Below are 18348 nucleotides of genomic sequence, written 5' to 3'. Positions count from 1 at the left end.
AGTAACAAAAAGTTATATACCCAGGAAGGGCATGTAGAAGGGCACCTAATGACCACCAAACTATTTTCTTCCCGCATCATTCAAAGCGCTTTGGATTTCGATGTCTACAAAGTCAATATGATGAGTGCTGTAACAGCGCTTTACCCTGATGCGATGGTGTCATATAAGTTTATCGTGCGCAGTGAGGAAGACCTCTCTGAGCTTTTGCCTGAGGTAAAAGCCGAAGTCCTTAAACTGCAAGATATTCAATTTACGCAAGAAGAAATTGAATATATTAAGCGTGTCGCGCCTTACCTGAATCCTGACTTTGTTGATGCACTGCGCCATTTCCGTTTCAACCCACAAAGTGATGTCTCTTTCCATAATAAAGCCATGGCTGATGGCTCAAGCCAGTTAAGAATTACCATTAACGGTTTGTGGCGAGATACCATCTTGTACGAAACGATCATCATGAGTATCGTGTCTGAAGTTCGTAGCCGTCAGCGTTGGTCAGATATCCCTGTTGCGCAATTTACCACTGTTTTAGAAGAGAAAGTTCGGCACCTAAAGTCGGAACTAAAACGTCGTAAAATCACTAACTTTAAATTTTCTGACATGTCGACGCGTCGACGTTTTTCCTTCCAAGCTCAGCGCACTATGCTGGAATATTTGTGCCAGGAAGTGCCGGAATGTTTGACAGGAACAAGTAACTATCACTTAGCAAAAGAGCTAAACTTGACGCCTATCGGCACCGTTGCTCATGAATGGTTTATGGGACACCAAGCTCTGGTGAATGTGCGAGATTCGCAAAAAGTGGCGTTGCAACGTTGGCAAAAAATGTTTAATGGTGCACTAGGTATTGCGTTAACCGATACGATTGGTATCGATGCTTTCCTTAAAGACTTTGATGAAGAACTAAGTAACGCGTACTTCGGTGTACGTCACGATAGTGGTTGCCCTTATAGCTGGGGTGAAAAAATGATTGCACACTACCAGTCACTGAATATAGACCCATTAACAAAAACACTGGTGTTTACCGACGGACTTAACTTCGAACAAGCGTTAGATATTTGCGAGTATTTCCAAGGACGTATTCAGGTGAGTTTTGGTATCGGTACTTTTCTTGCCAATGATATGGGTGATTATGTCAATAAAGATGGTGAAGCCTACCAGCCACTTTCTATCGTGATAAAAATGGTCACGTGCAATGGTTCACCGGTCGCCAAAATCAGTGACGAACCTGAGAAAGCCATGTGTGAAGATATCTTCTTTTTGATGAATCTCAAGCGCCGCTTTGAACAACCTCTTGATTTAAATGAGTGTCGTAAAATGATTGATCGTTTAGAAACTGAAGGTCAAAATTATCTCATCGACGCGTAGGCGTTATCCTCTCTCCATGATAAGCACCCTCTATCGTTACGACAAATTTATATAGGTAAACGTGGAGGGTGATTTCGTTATAGTAATATACAGAAGTAACCAGATACAGCGCAGGAAAGCACTCAAAAGTTGATGTGTTATCTGCCTTTGATTGGTGTAAATCGATACGTTACAGCATCGTGGACGGTGTATCTCATCCGACACTAAACTCAGTCTAATCACGTAGTTTATTCCCACGTACCATGAGCTCACTCGGGTATAGACGTCTATCTGCTTTTATGACTTTGGGCTTCACGTAGTTGCTTGAATCAGGAGTCAAAATGAACCTAGTAGTACATTTGCAAAAGAAAGCGATCCGAAAATATGGCTATGAGATGGCCACTCGCCAAGCATGGAAGTGTGGTATCAAGGCAAATCTTGTAAAGCGCGTGATTGGCCTTTTTAAAGGACAAATTGTTTGTGTGGTTGAAGGTTGCCGAGCAGAGTTTTCTTCTCCTCTTAATAACCCCCTTCACGAAGATGACAAGCAGGAGCGATATGTGTTTGTTGGCGGTGTATGCTGGGAACCAAATAACATTATAGCGCCTGGTTTCCCTGATTTTATGTTTATGCACGTGCGTAATCTAAGCCACCGCCATAAGTATTTAACGGATGACGAACTATTTTTGAGCTTGGCTTAAAAATAAATCTCATAGACTAGTCCAGCCCAATCATAATCAGTAGTGATACAGTTTTAGCTCTGTTGACATTCTGCTGAGTGTTTCTTGACGTACCTCTTATAAAACAGTGTTTCTTTACTTGTTAATAACAAAGGGTTTGTTTTCGTCTGATGTGATTTCCCTTTTGCGATTTACCATAACGCTCATCAAAGCAAACCATACTGGGATGTAAATCATGAATATGAAATCTATCGCAATTGCAACGGCAGTTGTTGCTGTACTAGCAGGCTGTAAAGACAAAACGCCACCAGCTCCAACTCAAGCAAACATTACTTTGGTTGAAGCGGTGACTGAAACGGTGAAAAAGCCGCACCAAGTATGTAAAGACGTGGTAGTAACCGAGCAAGTTACCCCTGCGGATGACAATAAAATTATTGGTACGGTTGGTGGCGCAGCAGCTGGAGCTGCGCTGGGCAACCAAATCGGTGGTGGCTCAGGTAAAGTGATTGCAACTGCAGCTGGTACGATTGCTGGTGCACTGACAGGTCGTAAGATCCAGGAGAATGTGCAAAAAGGTGATGTAGTAACAACGACGAAAAAACAGTGTCATACAGAATATACGACATCAGATAAAGTAGTGGGTTACGACGTCACTTACGAAGTTTCAGGTGCACCAACGACGGTTCGTTTGGCGAGCAAACCAGCGACAAAAACGTTCCCAATTCAAGATGGTAACGTTGTTCTACCACAATAGTTAGCGACTTAACCGAAGCGATTAACAAGCCCTTTTATCTTTGAGATGAAAGGGCTTTTTCACATACGCGGCGTTTTCATCTGTTTTCCTATTGGAATGTGCGGCCAGAAATACCCGTTAATTTCCGCGTTCGATACAATCACTTTTCTAAAAGTACGAACGGAAAAAACATGGAAGATTTTTACCTGACCGAGCACGGTCTGGCTGGTTATTTCGAAGCTCAATGGTTCGACAAGTTCATTGAGGATCAACAGATTGAGATGATAACCAGTCGCTCAAAACAAGTCCCACTTTCTTTTTTGTCATCACCTCACTGCTCCCAAGTTGCTGATTTTATTGCGCAGGCGGTAATCGAAAGCAGCGTTCAGCCGTATTCCCTACTTGAGGTTGGGGCGGCGCTGGGAAGAAATTATTATGAGTTAGTGCAACGCTTACCTAACCTTAAAGAAGCGACGCTTGTGGAGCCTTCAAATAGGTTAATGGATGGCTTGAAGCAACTGTTAATAGAAGAACAACGCGTCGAGCTTACTTACCTTCACGATGTGAACACCTTAAACACTTTAGAGGTTGAGAATAGAGATATCGTACAGAAATGTGCTCATGTTGATTTGACGCTAATTAACCAGCCTTTTGAGCTCGATACTCTCCAATCTCGCTTTGATTTAGTCGTATGTTTAAATGTGATTGATCAATGTGAGTCGCCACTTAGCGTGATCAATGCTCTAAAAAAAACCACCAAGGTGGGTGGGCTGATCGTTGTCTCTTGCACTTATCAGTGGAACGCGAAACACATCAAAAATAAAGAAGAGGCGGTTGATGATATCAAAGAATACTTTGCTGAAGGCTGGCGTCTAGTGTCGGAAGCCGAGCATGAATATCGCATCCGGTTTAATGATCGCTTTGCAAGGCAGTTTTTATCTCACGTAGTCGCTTACGTAAAAACCGATTAGAGCCACATAAAAAAACCGAGCACTTACGGCTCGGTTTTTTAGTCTTTGGGTTAGAGCACAACTTTAAGTAACGTGCGCTTCTTGTTGCTCTTGCAACTTTTTCTTGCGACGCTCTCGTTTAGAAAGCCAAACCAGAGGCACAACAATCATAATGGTTCCTATTGCCATAAATATGTCTGGCACTTCTCCAAACCAAATCAATCCCACAAACACGGCACCAATTAAGCCACTGTATTCAGCGCTGGCAATTTTGTTGCTATCGATCGAGCGGTAAGCGATGACACATGTTGCTGCATAAATCATGATGAACAAACTTGAGCCAGCAGCAACAGGGAAAGCACTCCAGTCCCAAGGTTCTGCTTCGATCAGAACAAGCAAGAAGGCTACTGGAATACCTGCCAAGTTTGTCATCAATAACGTTTGCATCACAGACTGATTTTTTGGCAGTTTTCGAATGAGCAAGTTATTGATTGCTAAAGTAATTGCAACAACTAAAGCTGAAATGGCTGCCCAATCGATTTGGTCTGGACGAATGATGACCAATACACCGGCAAAGCCCATTATCGCTGCGGCGACCGATTGCTTAGACAACTGTTCTCCAAAAAAGATTGCTGCAAGCGGCAACATGATCAATGGCGCGGCGTAAAAGATCGCGTTCGCAGTTGCGAGCGGTAAAGATGAGATCGCCAAAACCATGAATATTGCACCAAGTAACCATACGTGAGCGCGAACAGTATGCCACTTAAACCCTTCAAGAAAAGGCGCATTTTTTGTTAGCAGGTAGACTGGCAGCAGGAAAAGCACCGCTGATATTTGTCGGAAAAAGACAAATTGAAAAATAGGCACTTCATTTCCGACACTTTTAATTAAAGAGTCCGAAAGCACCGCAATGAGATTTCCAACAATTAATAGCAGCATCGCTGCTCCGACCGATGTAACTTTCACTTTTTCCTCTCCTCTTTCTTTGCCAAAGAGTAGGTGATGTCATAGGATGAAGTGAAGTGATATTTATTAGTTTAAGTATGAGATTTTTAGATAATGAAATTGCCACCACTCAGAGCGGTTCACTGTTTTGAATCTGTTGCCAGAAACTCTAGCTTTTCGCTTGCTGCTGAAGAACTCAATGTGACGCAAAGTGCCGTTAGCCACCAGATACGATTATTAGAAGATTACTTGGGTGAATCATTATTTATCCGCCAAGGCAGAAAGCTCTCTTTGTCCGATACGGGCACCCGCTATTTAGAGGATATTAGCCCAGCAATTAGCTCAATTGCGATGGCCAGCCAAAAGGTGCGAGAAGGGGACAAAGGCAGCATACGGTTGGCGATTTATAGCTCGCTCGCCGTAAAGTGGCTTATTCCGCGTTTGTCTGATTTTAAGCGCCTACATCCAGAAATCGATCTGACACTCAATATGGTCGTTGGTGATCCTGAACAGACAGACAGCGTTGGCGATTGTTTTATCACGGTAGAGAAGCCAAAGCGAAACTACATGTCGGTAAAGTTATACGCGGAGACGTTGTATCCGGTCTGCAGCCATAAAATTTGGAAAGAGTTGCAAGATCAACCGATTCCAGAAGCGCTTTGGCGATACCCTATTTTGTCGACAGACTCAATTTATCGAGAGAGAGGAAAAGATTGGGCAGAGTGGTGCAGAGCGGGCGGTTACACCTTGCCGAAAGATGTCGATGTTCAACATTTTAGTCATATGTTGTTGGCAATAGAGGCGGCGCGTTATGACCAAGGCATCGCATTTGCGAATGATTTTATGCTCAATGAAAGAGATAAAGCGCACGATTTGGTGTACATCCCTTCTCATGGATTGGAAACCGGAGACAGCTTTTATTTTATTCATAAAAAGAGTCGAGCCAAGCAAGCGGAAATCATCAAGCTCACTAACTGGTTGAAGCAGCAATGCTTGTGAAATGACTAAATTGTCAAAATTAAGAAAGAAAGTGGCAAAGTTGTGTCTAAATATTTCATGTTTTATTGAGTTTTTATTCATTAACATCCACTTGGTTTTGAAACCAAGTGAAATGGACAGCATGGCATGCTTAAGGATGGGCAAAACACAACCTCAATAATTAACAGGCAGTGAAATACAATGTTTAAAAAAACATGGCTAATGACAGCCCTTCTAGCAACATGTTCTGTTGCAAACGCAGCTCCTTACGTTGGTGCATCTGTAGGTCAAGCATCGTTTGGTGATGTTAATGGCTCTATCAATGGTGGTGGTACTAACGCTAGCACTAAACTTAAACTTGAAGATGACTCAAGCCTTTCAGGCAAAGTATTCGGTGGTTACAAATTCAACGAATACATTTCTCTAGAAGCAGCCATTGGTGGCTACGATGCTTTAGACGGCAAAGTTGTTACTGTTGGTGATATGAAGTATCTATCGATTCAGCCAAAAGCGACTCTACCGATTGGCGATCGTTTCAACCTTTTTGCTAAAGCTGGTCTTTCTTACTTCAATGCTGAATTCAAAATTAGCAACTCTGTGATTGACGGTAGCGCAGGCCATACCACCATTTCTGACAGCACTGTAACAGGCATGTACGGTTTAGGTGCAGAGTTCGCTATTACTGAAAACTTTGCTCTACAAGTTGAATGGGAATACATGATGCCTGAGCTAGACATTGCGAAATTTGGCAATGAAAAAGTAACGGTTGATGCAGACATCAATGTATTCTCTGTAGGTATGAGCTACCGTTTCTAAGTATACTTATTCAAGTTACCTCTTGGCTTAGTAAACGTTTTTGACTTCTGTTGGTCGAGCTGAGTCCAAGCTTTGAATTTGTTTAGATATAGCACAGGAAGTTTAGTTGCTAAGCGTCCTGTGCTATTTTTTTGCTTTGGAATAACTCTTAGGAATCTTTGTGAACGATGTCAATCTTAGGTATCTGGATCTACTGTTAAAGCACTTTGAACCTCACCAGTATCACCTTGTTACGCTTTCTGAGCTAGAAGCGGTGATTTGCACGTCGAGGCGCAATGTTTCTATTGTGATGAAAAAGCTTGCCACTTACGATTGGGTCGATTGGCAACCTGCGATTGGCCGAAGTAACGCTAGCCGTCTCAGTATTAATATTTCCCTCCAACAAGCGATGACCGAGTTTTTGGTTGAGGAGCTTGGCAGAGGAAGAATGAACTCAATAACGAAACTTATTGATTGGTTCGGTCAAACCGCGGTTAGAGCACTAACCATCGCTTCTGAAAAAGTGAATCGATTGAATGAATCAAATAACGCTATTTTGATTTCTTCTTACCCTTGGGTATCCAAAATCGACCCTGCGAATACTTACCGTCACACTGAATTACACGTCGCGAAAAGCGTTTATGACGTATTGCTGACCCAAAATTCCAATGGTGGTATCGAGCCATCGTTAGCACATGAATGGAAAATGGAAGGCAAGGTAATGACGTTATGGTTGCGGCCAGGCATATATCGCCATGATGGCGAGCCCCTTAACATACAGGATGTGGTTTGGAGTATAGAAAGACTCAGGGAGATAAAAGGACCAGTTCACGAGCTCTGGCAATGCATTGATAGCGTGGTTGCAGAAACATCTAACTGCTTAAAAATCATATTGAAGCATCCGAACAAGTTGTTTCCATACATGCTAGCAACTCCTCATGCGTCTATTCTGTGTCGAGATGTCGTCTCTTTCGGTTCTAGTTATTCCTACCACATAGGGACTGGGCCATTTAAAATCAGCGGCTGGAACCAGGAGAGTATGACTCTTGAAGCGCACAAAGAGTATTTTTCAGCACGCGCATTGTTAGATCAAATAACGCTGTCTCATGGTGATGTTAAAACCTTAAATATGTTGAGCTTTAACCAAAGCTCCGATCACGTTGAAGTGGAAAAAATTAGCGCATTTTCATATCTGACCTACCGCGAACGTGCGGAATCCCAACTCACAAAAGAAACTTGGTATCAACTCGCTGATTACATCCATGTGCAAAAGCGAATTTATGATGCGCCAAGTGCCGTTGACAGCATTCAGTTAGAGACTCACGAGCAAGATTTATCAATAACAGATGGTGTTGTGATACCTAAACTGAAAGGTAAAGTGGTATTAGCTGAACCTGTCTGGACGATACCGAGTTTAATTCGTCATTCCGAATGGTTGCACAGTGTGATTCGTGCAACGGGATTGGAGTTGGAGATCGTCGTTATTGATGACATTAGTTTTCCTGAGGTAGTGTCTCACCAAGCAGATTTGCTCTTCATTGAGGAAGTCATGGAAGCACCATTTGAATATGGCATCTTCGAATGGCTGTCGATAGCAACTGGACTGCGTTTTAGTTTTGATCAAAGCCAGATGTTAAGGCACAGAGAAAAGGTTCGCAGGGCGATGGCAGATGATCACTCGCTACAGTCTTTATTAAACCTAGAGAAAGCGCTGCGCGATCAGTACCTATATTTGCCTTTGTTTGTTGGCTACGAAGAAGTGACAAAAACACAGCAAGTGCGAGGTGTGCAGGTGAAGAATACAGGCTATAGCGATTTACATAGGTTATGGATTGCTCATTCACACTAGAGTCTGTGTTCAAGATTATGCAAATGTCCAACGCATAAAGCCATCGAAATGATGGCTTTATAAGGGCGTATCGGATTAGAAGTTGTACGACACACTTGCGCCAACAACCCATTGGTTTGCACTATCAACGATAGATGAGTCGCTGATACCGCTGCCTAGGCGCGTGTATTGTGTCATTTGGCTTACTTGCCAGTTGTCGTTGATTGGCATAACAAGTTTGTAGCCCACACCATAGCTTACCGTTGAATCACCTTTGTATGCTTTGCGGTTTGCGTTTGCTTCGCGTTGTTTTACACCAAAGTAGTAATCTACGTAGTCTTCACTTTGATAAGTTAGGTTAGCAAAAGGAACAAAATCAACACTACCGAATTTCATGATGTGGAAGTAAGTCGCGCCCGCTAAGTAACCTTTGTAAGCGCCACTGATATCGTGCTGAAGGTACGTAGAAATGACGTTGTTTTGATCCAGTGTAAAGTCTGCGTTTAAACCTAGATCGACGGCGAAGCGGCGTTTATCTGTGCCTTTCAGGCTTTTCGCTGTATCACCGTCGCGCATTACACCGCTACCTACAAGGTAGGTACTCATGTTGATTAACTCATTGGTGTTACCGAAGAAGCGGTAGTTAATGCCACTTAGGTCGGCATTAAAGTCGTCACCATGGTAACCACCGTTGAGAATTGGTGCTGTATTATGCTTTTGATCTTTGAAAAGATCGCTGCCTTGAGCCACACCAGCTTCTACGTTCCAACCGCCTTCGTTGTTGTAGATGTTACCGTTACGAATGTAAGTATCGCCAGCGAAAGCTGAGCCAGCAGCTGTCAGAGTAAGTAGTGCAATTAATGTTTTTTTCATCATTTTTCCGAGTTGTTCTGTTTTGTTTTGAACACTGTACAAAATAACGTTGTAAGCATCTATCGGCAAAGCGTATGGAAATGTAATGAACAATCAGGGTAAGAAGCAGAATGTTGCTTCAGAATAGAAAGGTTGCTGGAATAGCTTTCGTTAAAATAACGAAAAATCCGAGCTGGGGTGGCTCGGATTTGGGGTATTTATCAGGTATTGATACTAACTTCTTACTGTTTCGTTAAGTTGTATAGTGGTGCTAGGTCACCCGTTACTTTTTCGCCATTCATGTCTAGCTTCATAAGTACGTTTTCACCAACAAAGTATTGGTTTGGTGCATCTTCATTTGTCAACGTTACGATGCTGCCATTTGCGTCCCAAGTGAATTGACCTTCAGATTTTGATTGACCGTCTTCTTTGCCTTGGTAGCTTTCTTCAAGTACGTAAGTGCCATCTTGATTTAGTGTGATGGTCATATCGATACCAGCACAATCCGCGCAAGGTAGTGTTCCTTTGTAGGTGCCGTTCCAGTCCAGAGCACTTTGTGCGTTGTGTTCAGAGTCTACAAAAGTCTCTTCAGTAATTACTTGTTCTTCTTCTACTGGTAACGTGTCAATTGTCTCAGTCGTAACGTCTGCACTGGTGGTGACTTCAGTTTCCGTTGCCTGAGGTACTTCAACTGCGCTTGTTTCGGCAGGTTTCTCATCTTGACAGCCTGCAAGAATGATTACCGCGCCTGTTAGTGCCAACATTGTCTTTTTCATTTTATCCCTCTTTAAATCAAGATTTTGTATGAGAGTAATAGTAGACATTTATCGAGGATTTGCGTCATCAAAAAGCAATAGAATGATCTAACTATGTCAATAAAACCGGATATGAGCATGAAATTGTCAGGAAAATCAGAACAATGTAAATGTTGCTTTGGGTATCAAGCTTGAGCCCACAGATAAATATCTAAAAAGGGGAGTGGGAGTGAGTTAATTGATAACAGCCCACATTGTTGTGAGCTGTATTATCAACATCATCTAAGAAACGTTATTGAAGCTTGAGCGTGAAGTGCCTCGTTTTGTGCTTCGTTGATCAGAAAACAGCTCCGCAATAACCTGACGATTTAATTCGCCTTTCAAATGGCCGTGCTCATCGATGACGGGCAGTGAATGTTCACACGACATGACTTCAGTCAGCACTTGCTCAATGGCTAAATGTGGAGAGATGATAGGCACCTCTTCATAGATATCATCACGCCAATCTGATATATGAGTTAACTTCGCTGCGTTTAGCAATCCTTGCTGTGTTATCACGCCTTGATAGCCTGCATTGGTCTCATGGTAGGCATAATCACGTTTAACACGTTTCATTTCACTCAGCGCATCTTCAATGGTTTCAGCGCGAACACAGTATGAAGGTGGCTGCATCAGCGTTTCGACTGTCAGTGCTCGCGCTCTATTGACGTCTTTTACAAAGGCTTCAACGTACTCATCGGCAGGATGCAGTAAAATTTCGTCTGGTGAGCCTTGTTGGACAAGTTCACCGTCTTTAAGAATCGCGATGCGATCGCCAAGTCGAAGCGCTTCATCTAAATCATGAGTAATGAAAATAATGGTTTTGTGCAGCTTCTGTTGCAGCTCTACCAGCTGATCTTGCATTTCGCTCCGAATCAGAGGGTCCAATGCCGAGAAAGCCTCGTCCATCAACAGTATTTCGGCGTCGGTAGCCAGTGCCCGTGCAAGGCCCACACGCTGTTGCTGTCCACCCGATAGTTGAGCAGGATACTGGTGCTCATAACCCGTCAGTCCAACGGTTTCTAACCATTCATTTGCTTTTTCTAAGCGCGCCTCTTTATTCATTCCCTGAACTTCCAAACCATATGCGATGTTGTCGATAACAGTGCGATGAGGCAGCAAGCCAAAGCGTTGGAACACCATAGACATCTTGTGACGGCGAAACTGTTCAAGCTCTTTGTTAGAAAGTTGCATGACATCCACCCCTTCTACCAAGATCTGCCCCATGGTTGGATCGATTAATCGATTGAAGTGGCGAATCATGGTGGATTTTCCAGAACCGGATAATCCCATAATGACAAAAATTTCACCCTTTTGAATTTGCAGGTTGATGTCTTTTAGTCCGACCGTGTGGCCCGTTTCCGCTAAAACCTGCTCTTTACTATGTCCCAACTTAACGCGCTCAATCACGCTATTGGGTCTGGTACCGAAGATTTTATACAGACCGCTGATTTCGATAAGTGGACTAGTCATGTTTTGAGTCTCCTAAATGAGCTTGAGTGCGTTTCGCATACGCTTGTGAAGCACGATCAAAAAGGATTGCTAGGGCGACAATTGCTAAACCATTGAGAAGACCAAGAGTGAAATATTGATTGGTAATAGACTTTAGAACAGGCTGACCTAAACCTTTTACCCCAATCATTGATGCGATGACCACCATTGACAGTGCCATCATGATCGTTTGGTTAATTCCCGCCATGATGGTTGGCATTGCAAGCGGAAGCTGAACCCCAAAAAGCCGTTGCCGAGTGCTGGCACCAAATGCGGTTGCGGCTTCCAATACTTCTTTATCAACTAGACGAATGCCCAAATTGGTTAAACGAATAACCGGTGGAATCGCGTAGATCACTACTGCGATAAGGCCAGGAATTTTCCCGATGCCCAATAACATCACAACTGGAATGAGATACACAAATGCCGGCATGGTTTGCATGACGTCGAGTAATGGTGTTACCACCGACTGAATGCGATTAGAGCGCGCCATAGCGATGCCGATAGGGATACCAAGTGCGATGGCAAGCATAGTACATACAGTGATGATACTGAGCGTACGCATAGTGTCTTCCCACATTCCAAAATAGCCAATCAGAATCAGCGAACCAAAACATGCAGCGGCCAGTTTCCAAGAGCGGCTGGCGGCATAAACGAGAGTGGTGCAGACACCTAAAATAATGAACCAAGGTGTAGAAATCAGAAGTTTTTCAAACCAGACAAGAAACGCAAGGAGCGGATCAAACAGAGACTCAATGAGTTCACCATACTCGCGAGAGAAATCTCTGTAGGCGCCGTCGAGTGTTTTGCGAATCGCCCTGAGATCAGAGGCATCCATTTCCGGGAATTCGCTGAGCCAATTTGAGTCAGACATATGTACTTCCTTTTTCTGATATACCTAAGCGCTTTCAAGAAACTTAATTTGGCAAGAAGAGTAGGGCGCCTAGGCCAAGTAATGGTCGTTCGACAGGTTCTGTATCGAAAGTATTACCCTTTAAGCTCAGGCCGATGTCGTCAAACTTCTCTTTTTCGTTCCTTAGGTATACATCCTTTTAAATAAAACAATCATTAGTGTTCAAACTAATGATTTGCTTGGATTATAGTTTTTCTTCTTCAATAAAATGAACACATTAGCGTGTATTTGTATGAAAAATCTGCGCAAACTAACGTTTTTATTATCCGGTTAATTAGAATTGATCTTTTTGTTCGTTTGTCATCAAAATTCCTAAATTATTAGATGTCTAATTAATGCTGATGTATTACGTATTTGTCGTGTTGATTTTTGCAAACTTAGTTTATTGGCATATGCTAAAAATGTTATTGGCATATGCCAGTTTAAGGCGTAATTTGACTCTGTGTTTTTGAGGGACAATGATGGCAAGACCAAAGATAGAAAGACGAATATGCGGACGTGCGGCTCACCATTGCTTTAAGCCCAATGGCATTCCATTTAATCAGTTGGAGCAAGTCGCCATATTACCAGAAGAGTTAGAAGCGCTACGTTTAGCCGACTTAGAGGGGCTTAGCCAGCAGCAAGCTGCGGAGCAGATGGGCGTTTCTAGACAAACTTTTGGTAACACAGTAAAAAGTGCAAGATTGAAAGTCGCAAAAAGTTTAGTTGAAGGTCATGCATTAGTTTTTCCGAATGAGGAGTCAAACTTATGATTTATGCTATTCCTAATGATGGTGAGCGGGTGGCAAACCACTTTGTAAAAGCACCATACATTGCTATTTATTCTGATACTGACGGTATGCTAAAAAACTTAGCGAACATTGCTTCTATGCCACAAGCGGGTTGTAATGCGAAGTCTCAGTTGATTCAGTCTCTACAAGGGTACAACGTGGATGCTGTTCTTGTGCGAAATATCGGTGAACGTGTATTGGCAAAGCTACTTAGCAGTGGCACGCCAGTATTTAGGCTGTCTACTCGTAGTTCCTTGGAAGATGTGCTTGCGGTTCCAAGAGAGCCTTTGATTGAGCCCTCTCAAGGACGCCCATCAAACAATCATAAGAAAAGTGTTCACAAACAAAAAGGCGGCTGCGGCTCCTGTGGTTGTGGTGGCCAAAAATCAAAAACCTCCTTGTTGGCAAGACCTAAAGCGCTACTCAAAGCAACATCTAGCCCTGCTATACTTAAGCTAGAGTCGATGGCTAATAAGGCAGGTTAATATGGTTTGGTTATTTACCTTTCTTGGTTTTCTCGCAATCATTTTGTTGATGTCACTTGGTGTCATTTTTCATAACAAGCGTATTCAAGGAAGTTGCGGCGGTTTAAACAACGTCGGTGTTGATAAAGTATGCAACTGCGAAACCTCATGCGCAGAACCTGAAAGGCGTTTACATCAAATCTCAGAGCCTAACTCATCACCTGAGCACTAAGGCTTTTGGCCCATTGCGGCAAGGTTTGCCGAAACCAGTCCAAATACTTGCTGGTCTGCGGATTCTCTCTGGAGACCAGTATGTTGACTACCTCGACAACGATCCACGCTTTTGCTAGTCCGATATCGCGCGCCAATTCTGTTGTTTCACCTTTCTCTGCGCACTTTATATATTTGTCTGCTACGTTCAAGTAATCATCAAATGTGCCCATGCCCTCGATGAGCGGCGCTAAATCTATCGCGACATGCCCTGTAGAAAAGCGCTCCCAGTCGAACAGCACCAGCTCGCCATTTTGGCGCTGTCCCCAGTTTCCTGCATTGGTGTCTCCGGAGATCAAGTTCTGCCCATCGAAAAGGTGCGCCGATCGTTGTTGTAGCTGGTGGAAGAACTGTTCTGTCTCTGAGCCCAGTTTAAGTGTTGCGAGTGCTTGTTGAGTCGCTTGTGGTGTCCACTGGTGGCGGTGATAAACACCATCTGATGTTGGTGGAAGTCGGTGCAGTTTGACGAGTTGTTCAATGACTCGATCATCTTCAAGTAAGAATGCTTGCTCGACTGCGTGGGGAACGTATTCAATGTACAGAACGTTTTTCTGGTCGTCGAGTTGAATCAAGCGCGGTACGTGTATTCCAAGCGCGTTAAACTGCTCGGCATAGCGTTGATAAAACGCCACTTCTATTTGAGTAGGGTTACGTTTTTCTATTACTTGGACGCCATCTTTTTCGATGAGAAAAACTTTGGCACTGCCCATTTGGTTGAGTTCTTGTTGCGACACCGGACTTCCTGTCTTCATGTAGAGAGAGCTCACCTTAATCGCTGCACTCACGTTTTCCAATAGCCACGACAAAGTGCCTCAAAAATATTAAATGCAACTGTTTAAATATGATTTTGCTGTGAGTGTCTAAATTTTACACAGTCTCGCCTGTACTCCGATAAATTCGTTCTACGCTTACTATTCGTCTTAATAAAGGAGAACCAAAATGGCTGTAATGAAGCAGGATATTCCAAATCGTGTAACGGTTTACCATGACAATATCGATCAAGAACAAGAGCTGAAAAATGCGATGCTGCCAGAGAAACCGCGCTACTTTAACGGTGCTCCGACTTACAAAGCGAACAGCATCGAAGAGTTTGAAAGCAAAATCAGTCAGATAGGTTTGTCTCTCGATAAATAATTTTTCTTTTACCTAAAAGCGCCCTCAAAATGAGGGCGCTTTTTTGTTTATGTGATTGATTTGAATCGTAGGGAATTAACCTTGTTGTGCACTGCCTTGGCAGACCTGTTTTTGCACTGCTGGTGGCGCGGGCTCGTAATGGCTTAAAGTCATACTAAAACTGCCTTCACCACCCGTGATAGCTCGTAATCGACGAGCGTAATCTTGCAGCTCGTTTACTGGTGACTTGGCTCTGAGTAAGGTGAAGCTACTGTCGATTGGCTCGGTGCCTTCGATTAAGCCTCGGTTTCCAGATAAATCTCCAGAAACATCGCCAACGTTCGCGGTTGGGATGTGCAGTTCCATCTGGACAATGGGTTCTAGCACAATAGGATCTGCGTTGTTAATCGCATCTAAAAAGGCTTTCTTACCTGCGATGACAAACGCTATTTCTTTCGAATCGACGGAGTGATATTTACCGTCATAAACGGTGACTTCCACATCCTTAATTGGGTTGCCAGAAATCGCGCCTTCCTCTAACGCTTGCAAAATACCTTTTTCAACAGCAGGAATGAGCGCGGTTGGAATGGCGCCACCCACCACTTTGTTGATGAACTTAAATCCGGCACCACGTTCGAGTGGACGAACCTTCAATTGCACTTCACCAAATTGGCCTGCACCGCCACTTTGTTTTTTGTGTCGATAATGCCCTTCGGCAGGTTTGGTGATGGTTTCAAAGTATTCGACGCTTGGTTGGCAGGTTTCGACGTCCAGTTTGTACACGTTCGCCATCTTTTCTAATGCGACTTTGAGGTGAAACTCCCCTTGGCCGCTGATGATGGTTTCGTTGGTGCGAGCGCGATGTTCGATGCGCAGAGAAGGATCTTCACTGGCAATTTTATTCAGCACATCTCCTAATTTTTGCTCATCTCCACGCTTAAGAGGCTTCAAGCACAAAGAATACATGGGGTCAGGAAGATCCAACGTTTTGAGTTGAACACCATCTTCTTCGTGAGAGTCATGAACGATTGAATCGAATTCGAGATCATCCACTTTGGCTAAAACGCAGAAGTCGCCTGTAAGCGCGCGAGGGATCTCGGTTCTATCTTTGCCCTGCAGTTGATATAAGTGCCCAACCTTGAATGCCTTGTTGCTTTCGCCAATATAAAGCTGGCTGCCCGCATTGATTTCACCCTGATATACACGTAAGTAGGCAAGTTTTCCCATATATGGGTCGACGCTGACTTTGTACACGTGTGCGACGGTGTGCTCTAAGGTTTCGCAATTTACTTTGATTTTTTTGCCGTTCTTTTCCAGTTGAGGAGGGTTACCCTCGTTTGGCATGGGCATGATCTCCGCCAAGGTGCGTAGCAGCAGCTCGACGCCCGCACCGGTTTGTGCTGAGACAAAACAGACAGGAATCACATGTCCAGTTCTCAGTGCTTCTTCAAACGGATCATGCAGTTGCTCTGCGGTGAGTTCGGAGCCTTGTTCCAGATACAGTTCCATTAGTTCTTCATCGACTTCGATAACTTGGTCAATTAAGGTCTCATGAGCTTCATCTACCGTTGCAAGTAAGGTTTCTCGTCCCAATTCTGGTTCGAAATAGCAGTCAACTACAGATTCTCCGTCAGTCGAAGGTAAGTTGATCGGCAAGCAGTGGTCACCAAAATGCTCAACGATGTTCTCCATCAATCTCTCTAACTGATTACCGTGGTTATCGAGCTTATTGATGATGATCATCTGACATTTTTGCTGCTCTTTTGCAAAGGTGAATAGGCGATCGGAAGTTTGGTTTAGTGGTGTTTGAGGGTCGATGACAAGGGCGGATGTTTCAACGGCAGGAAAAACGCTGATAGTACGGCCAAGTAACTCGTTTTGTCCCGGAGTGTCGATGATATTGAGCCGGTGTTTATTCCAGCGCAGTGCGACTGGCGTTGCTTCAATACTGTGTTGATATTGGATGGATTGAGGGTCGAAGTCGGTAACAGTATCGCCTTTTTCTACGCTGCCTAAATGGTGGGTGGCATCGCAGGTGAAGAGCAGTTTTTCTATCAGTGTGGTTTTACCGGTCCCGGTTTGACCGACAAAAGCGATATTGCGTATTTTATTGATAGGCATAGAGCCTCCTTGCAAGATGGCGTGAAAAACCTACGAATTGCTAGGAAGTGGGTTGTTATAGAAACCCACGCACTGCATTGGAGTAGGGCGGGATTACCGCCTATTCGTTTTCCACGTCATTTTCCGGATGACTCGATGCATAAGATCACCTTCTTGGACTACTGGAATCTTAGCATGCCTCAATAACCATATAATTTATGTGACTTATTTCATGATGGGGCTGATTGTTTTTTTTATCGAGATCATAAACTCAGAGGTTCTGACTTTTGGAGTAAAACCTCTGGATTGTTTAGGCTATTTGGAAAGAACGATTTCGCCGTCGCGATAAACCAAGCTTGGCGTTACATCTTGTCCTAGTAACACCGGGCCATCAAGATCGACAACGCTCGCCTGAGCAGCAATGGGTAACGCGGCTCGCATCGCCAGCGACGTCCCCAACATACAACCGGACATGAGGCTAAAACCGAGTTTTTGGGCGTCGTCGGCTAATAATAGTGCTTCAGTGAGCCCGCCAGTTTTATCTAGCTTAATGTTCACCATCTCGTATTTGCCAAGCAGTTGATGCAATTGCTCTCTGGTGTGACAACTCTCATCGGCGCAAAGTGGAATGGGGTGTGGAATGCTGGCGAGTACGTCGTCGCAGTCTTGTGACAACGGTTGCTCGATCATGGTGATATTAAACGGTTCGAGTTGAGCAAATACCGTCGCGAGGTCGAGGTTTTGCCACGCTTCATTCGCATCTAAGACAATTTGTGCGTGCGGCGCGGCATCGCGTACTGCTGCAACGCGCTCAATCACGTTTTCACCATCCAGTTTTACCTTTAGCAGTTTTGCGCCTTGGCTAAGGTAAGCTTGTGCCTGTTTTGCCATCGCTTGCGGCGTGTCGATAGAAACCGTCATCGCCGTCACAATCGCCTCGGGTAACGTAAAGAGGTCGTGAACCTGCTGCTTTTGGCTCAAAAGCGCGTGAAGATGCCAAAGGGCGCAATCCAATGCATTTCTTGCCGCCCCTGCGGGTAATAACGATTGAAGCTGGCTTTTGAGAACCATGACATCAGCTTCGCCTTTGGCATACAAACTTTGCAGTTCATGCGCGGCGTGAGAAATCGCCTTAATCACCGATTCAACCGATTCACCATAACGAGGGTATGGCGTGCATTCACCTTGGGCGGTCATGCCTCGATGTTCAATTGTCACGCGGACTACGTGGCACTCTGTCCGACTGCCGCGAGAGATGCGAAATGGTGTCGCCATGGCAATCGTGACAGGTTCTACATGAATTTTCATCTCACTAGTTTTCCCTAAACCGCAGT

The 18348-nt window shown here is 44.1% G+C and carries 19 protein-coding genes; 11 read left to right on the top strand and 8 right to left on the bottom strand.

Features of this window, described 5'->3' with window-relative positions:
* The first annotated feature begins 48 nt into the window (after positions 1-48).
* The 4 genes from pncB (at position 49) to R7190_RS09060 (ending at position 3722) form a co-directional block, all read left to right on the top strand.
* Positions 49-1359 carry a nicotinate phosphoribosyltransferase gene (gene pncB / locus R7190_RS09075; RefSeq protein ID WP_005373949.1) on the top strand — a complete coding sequence of 437 codons (1311 nt, stop codon included), beginning with the start codon at positions 49-51 and terminating at the stop codon, positions 1357-1359.
* A gap of 320 nt (positions 1360-1679) precedes the next feature.
* On the top strand, positions 1680-2039 hold the full coding sequence (locus R7190_RS09070; protein WP_318137541.1) for an acyl-CoA synthetase: 360 nt from the start codon (positions 1680-1682) through the stop codon (positions 2037-2039).
* Between the two features lie 214 nt (positions 2040-2253).
* Positions 2254-2772, top strand: a complete 519-nt coding sequence (locus R7190_RS09065; RefSeq protein WP_064369415.1) for a glycine zipper 2TM domain-containing protein — start codon at positions 2254-2256, stop codon at positions 2770-2772.
* 170 nt (positions 2773-2942) lie between these two features.
* Positions 2943-3722, top strand: a complete 780-nt coding sequence (locus R7190_RS09060) for a methyltransferase domain-containing protein (protein WP_054730619.1) — start codon at positions 2943-2945, stop codon at positions 3720-3722.
* A gap of 63 nt (positions 3723-3785) precedes the next feature.
* Here R7190_RS09060 and R7190_RS09055 read toward each other — a convergent pair whose 3' ends face one another.
* Positions 3786-4667, bottom strand: a complete 882-nt coding sequence (locus R7190_RS09055; RefSeq protein ID WP_318137540.1) for a DMT family transporter — start codon at positions 4665-4667, stop codon at positions 3786-3788.
* 93 nt (positions 4668-4760) lie between these two features.
* Here R7190_RS09055 and R7190_RS09050 point away from each other — a divergent pair, with 93 nt between their 5' ends.
* The 3 genes from R7190_RS09050 (at position 4761) to R7190_RS09040 (ending at position 8268) form a co-directional block, all read left to right on the top strand.
* Complete coding sequence (locus tag R7190_RS09050) at positions 4761-5645, top strand: LysR family transcriptional regulator (RefSeq protein ID WP_005387224.1); 885 nt, start codon at positions 4761-4763, stop codon at positions 5643-5645.
* A 180-nt stretch (positions 5646-5825) separates the two neighbouring features.
* Positions 5826-6440 (top strand): outer membrane beta-barrel protein, encoded by a 615-nt coding sequence (locus R7190_RS09045; protein WP_005373936.1) that lies wholly within the window; start codon positions 5826-5828, stop codon positions 6438-6440.
* A 160-nt stretch (positions 6441-6600) separates the two neighbouring features.
* The gene (locus tag R7190_RS09040) at positions 6601-8268 is read left to right on the top strand and encodes an ABC transporter substrate-binding protein (RefSeq protein WP_158155732.1); all 1668 of its coding nucleotides are present in this window, start codon (positions 6601-6603) and stop codon (positions 8266-8268) included.
* 75 nt (positions 8269-8343) lie between these two features.
* On the opposite strand, the gene ompV is transcribed toward R7190_RS09040, so the two are convergent.
* The 4 genes from ompV to R7190_RS09020 all read right to left on the bottom strand — a co-directional run bounded on the left by ompV (position 8344) and on the right by R7190_RS09020 (position 12258).
* A complete protein-coding gene (gene ompV / locus R7190_RS09035; protein ID WP_158155734.1) occupies positions 8344-9120 on the bottom strand; it encodes an outer membrane protein OmpV in 777 nt (258 codons plus the stop codon).
* A gap of 221 nt (positions 9121-9341) precedes the next feature.
* Positions 9342-9875, bottom strand: a complete 534-nt coding sequence (locus R7190_RS09030) for a copper resistance protein NlpE (protein ID WP_158155736.1) — start codon at positions 9873-9875, stop codon at positions 9342-9344.
* Between the two features lie 261 nt (positions 9876-10136).
* Complete coding sequence (locus R7190_RS09025; protein ID WP_005387213.1) at positions 10137-11366, bottom strand: quaternary amine ABC transporter ATP-binding protein; 1230 nt, start codon at positions 11364-11366, stop codon at positions 10137-10139.
* Positions 11359-12258 carry an ABC transporter permease gene (locus R7190_RS09020; protein ID WP_005373926.1) on the bottom strand — a complete coding sequence of 300 codons (900 nt, stop codon included), beginning with the start codon at positions 12256-12258 and terminating at the stop codon, positions 11359-11361. The genes R7190_RS09025 and R7190_RS09020 overlap by 8 nt, the downstream gene beginning before the upstream one ends.
* Before the next feature lie 500 nt (positions 12259-12758).
* Here R7190_RS09020 and R7190_RS09015 point away from each other — a divergent pair, with 500 nt between their 5' ends.
* From R7190_RS09015 to nqrM, 3 genes are read left to right on the top strand one after another with little or no spacing between them, the layout of a single operon-like run.
* Complete coding sequence (locus R7190_RS09015) at positions 12759-13049, top strand: DUF134 domain-containing protein (protein ID WP_005373924.1); 291 nt, start codon at positions 12759-12761, stop codon at positions 13047-13049.
* Positions 13046-13552 carry a NifB/NifX family molybdenum-iron cluster-binding protein gene (locus R7190_RS09010; protein WP_005373923.1) on the top strand — a complete coding sequence of 169 codons (507 nt, stop codon included), beginning with the start codon at positions 13046-13048 and terminating at the stop codon, positions 13550-13552. Before R7190_RS09015 ends, R7190_RS09010 begins: the two co-directional genes overlap by 4 nt.
* A 1-nt stretch (position 13553) precedes the next feature.
* The gene (gene nqrM, locus R7190_RS09005; protein ID WP_025768002.1) at positions 13554-13763 is read left to right on the top strand and encodes a (Na+)-NQR maturation NqrM; all 210 of its coding nucleotides are present in this window, start codon (positions 13554-13556) and stop codon (positions 13761-13763) included.
* On the opposite strand, the gene R7190_RS09000 is transcribed toward nqrM, so the two are convergent.
* Positions 13741-14553, bottom strand: coding sequence for an aminoglycoside phosphotransferase family protein (locus tag R7190_RS09000; protein ID WP_165935375.1), 813 nt, complete (start codon positions 14551-14553; stop codon positions 13741-13743). The genes nqrM and R7190_RS09000 overlap by 23 nt on opposite strands.
* Positions 14554-14740: 187 nt before the next feature.
* Between R7190_RS09000 and R7190_RS08995 the strand changes: the two genes are divergently transcribed.
* Positions 14741-14935 (top strand): hypothetical protein, encoded by a 195-nt coding sequence (locus R7190_RS08995; protein ID WP_005373920.1) that lies wholly within the window; start codon positions 14741-14743, stop codon positions 14933-14935.
* Positions 14936-15010: 75 nt separating this feature from the next.
* Here R7190_RS08995 and fusA read toward each other — a convergent pair whose 3' ends face one another.
* Positions 15011-17035: an elongation factor G gene (gene fusA, locus R7190_RS08990; RefSeq protein ID WP_042523303.1), complete on the bottom strand. Its 2025-nt coding sequence runs from the start codon at positions 17033-17035 to the stop codon at positions 15011-15013.
* Positions 17036-17329: 294 nt separating this feature from the next.
* A complete protein-coding gene (gene dgcA, locus R7190_RS08985; RefSeq protein WP_053307177.1) occupies positions 17330-18322 on the bottom strand; it encodes an N-acetyl-D-Glu racemase DgcA in 993 nt (330 codons plus the stop codon).
* Positions 18323-18348: the final 26 nt, after the last annotated feature.

Source organism: Vibrio sp. 1078-1, assembly GCF_033340475.1.
Note: the sequence above shows the minus strand (reverse complement) of the source record. Positions and strands in the feature narration are given on the sequence as shown.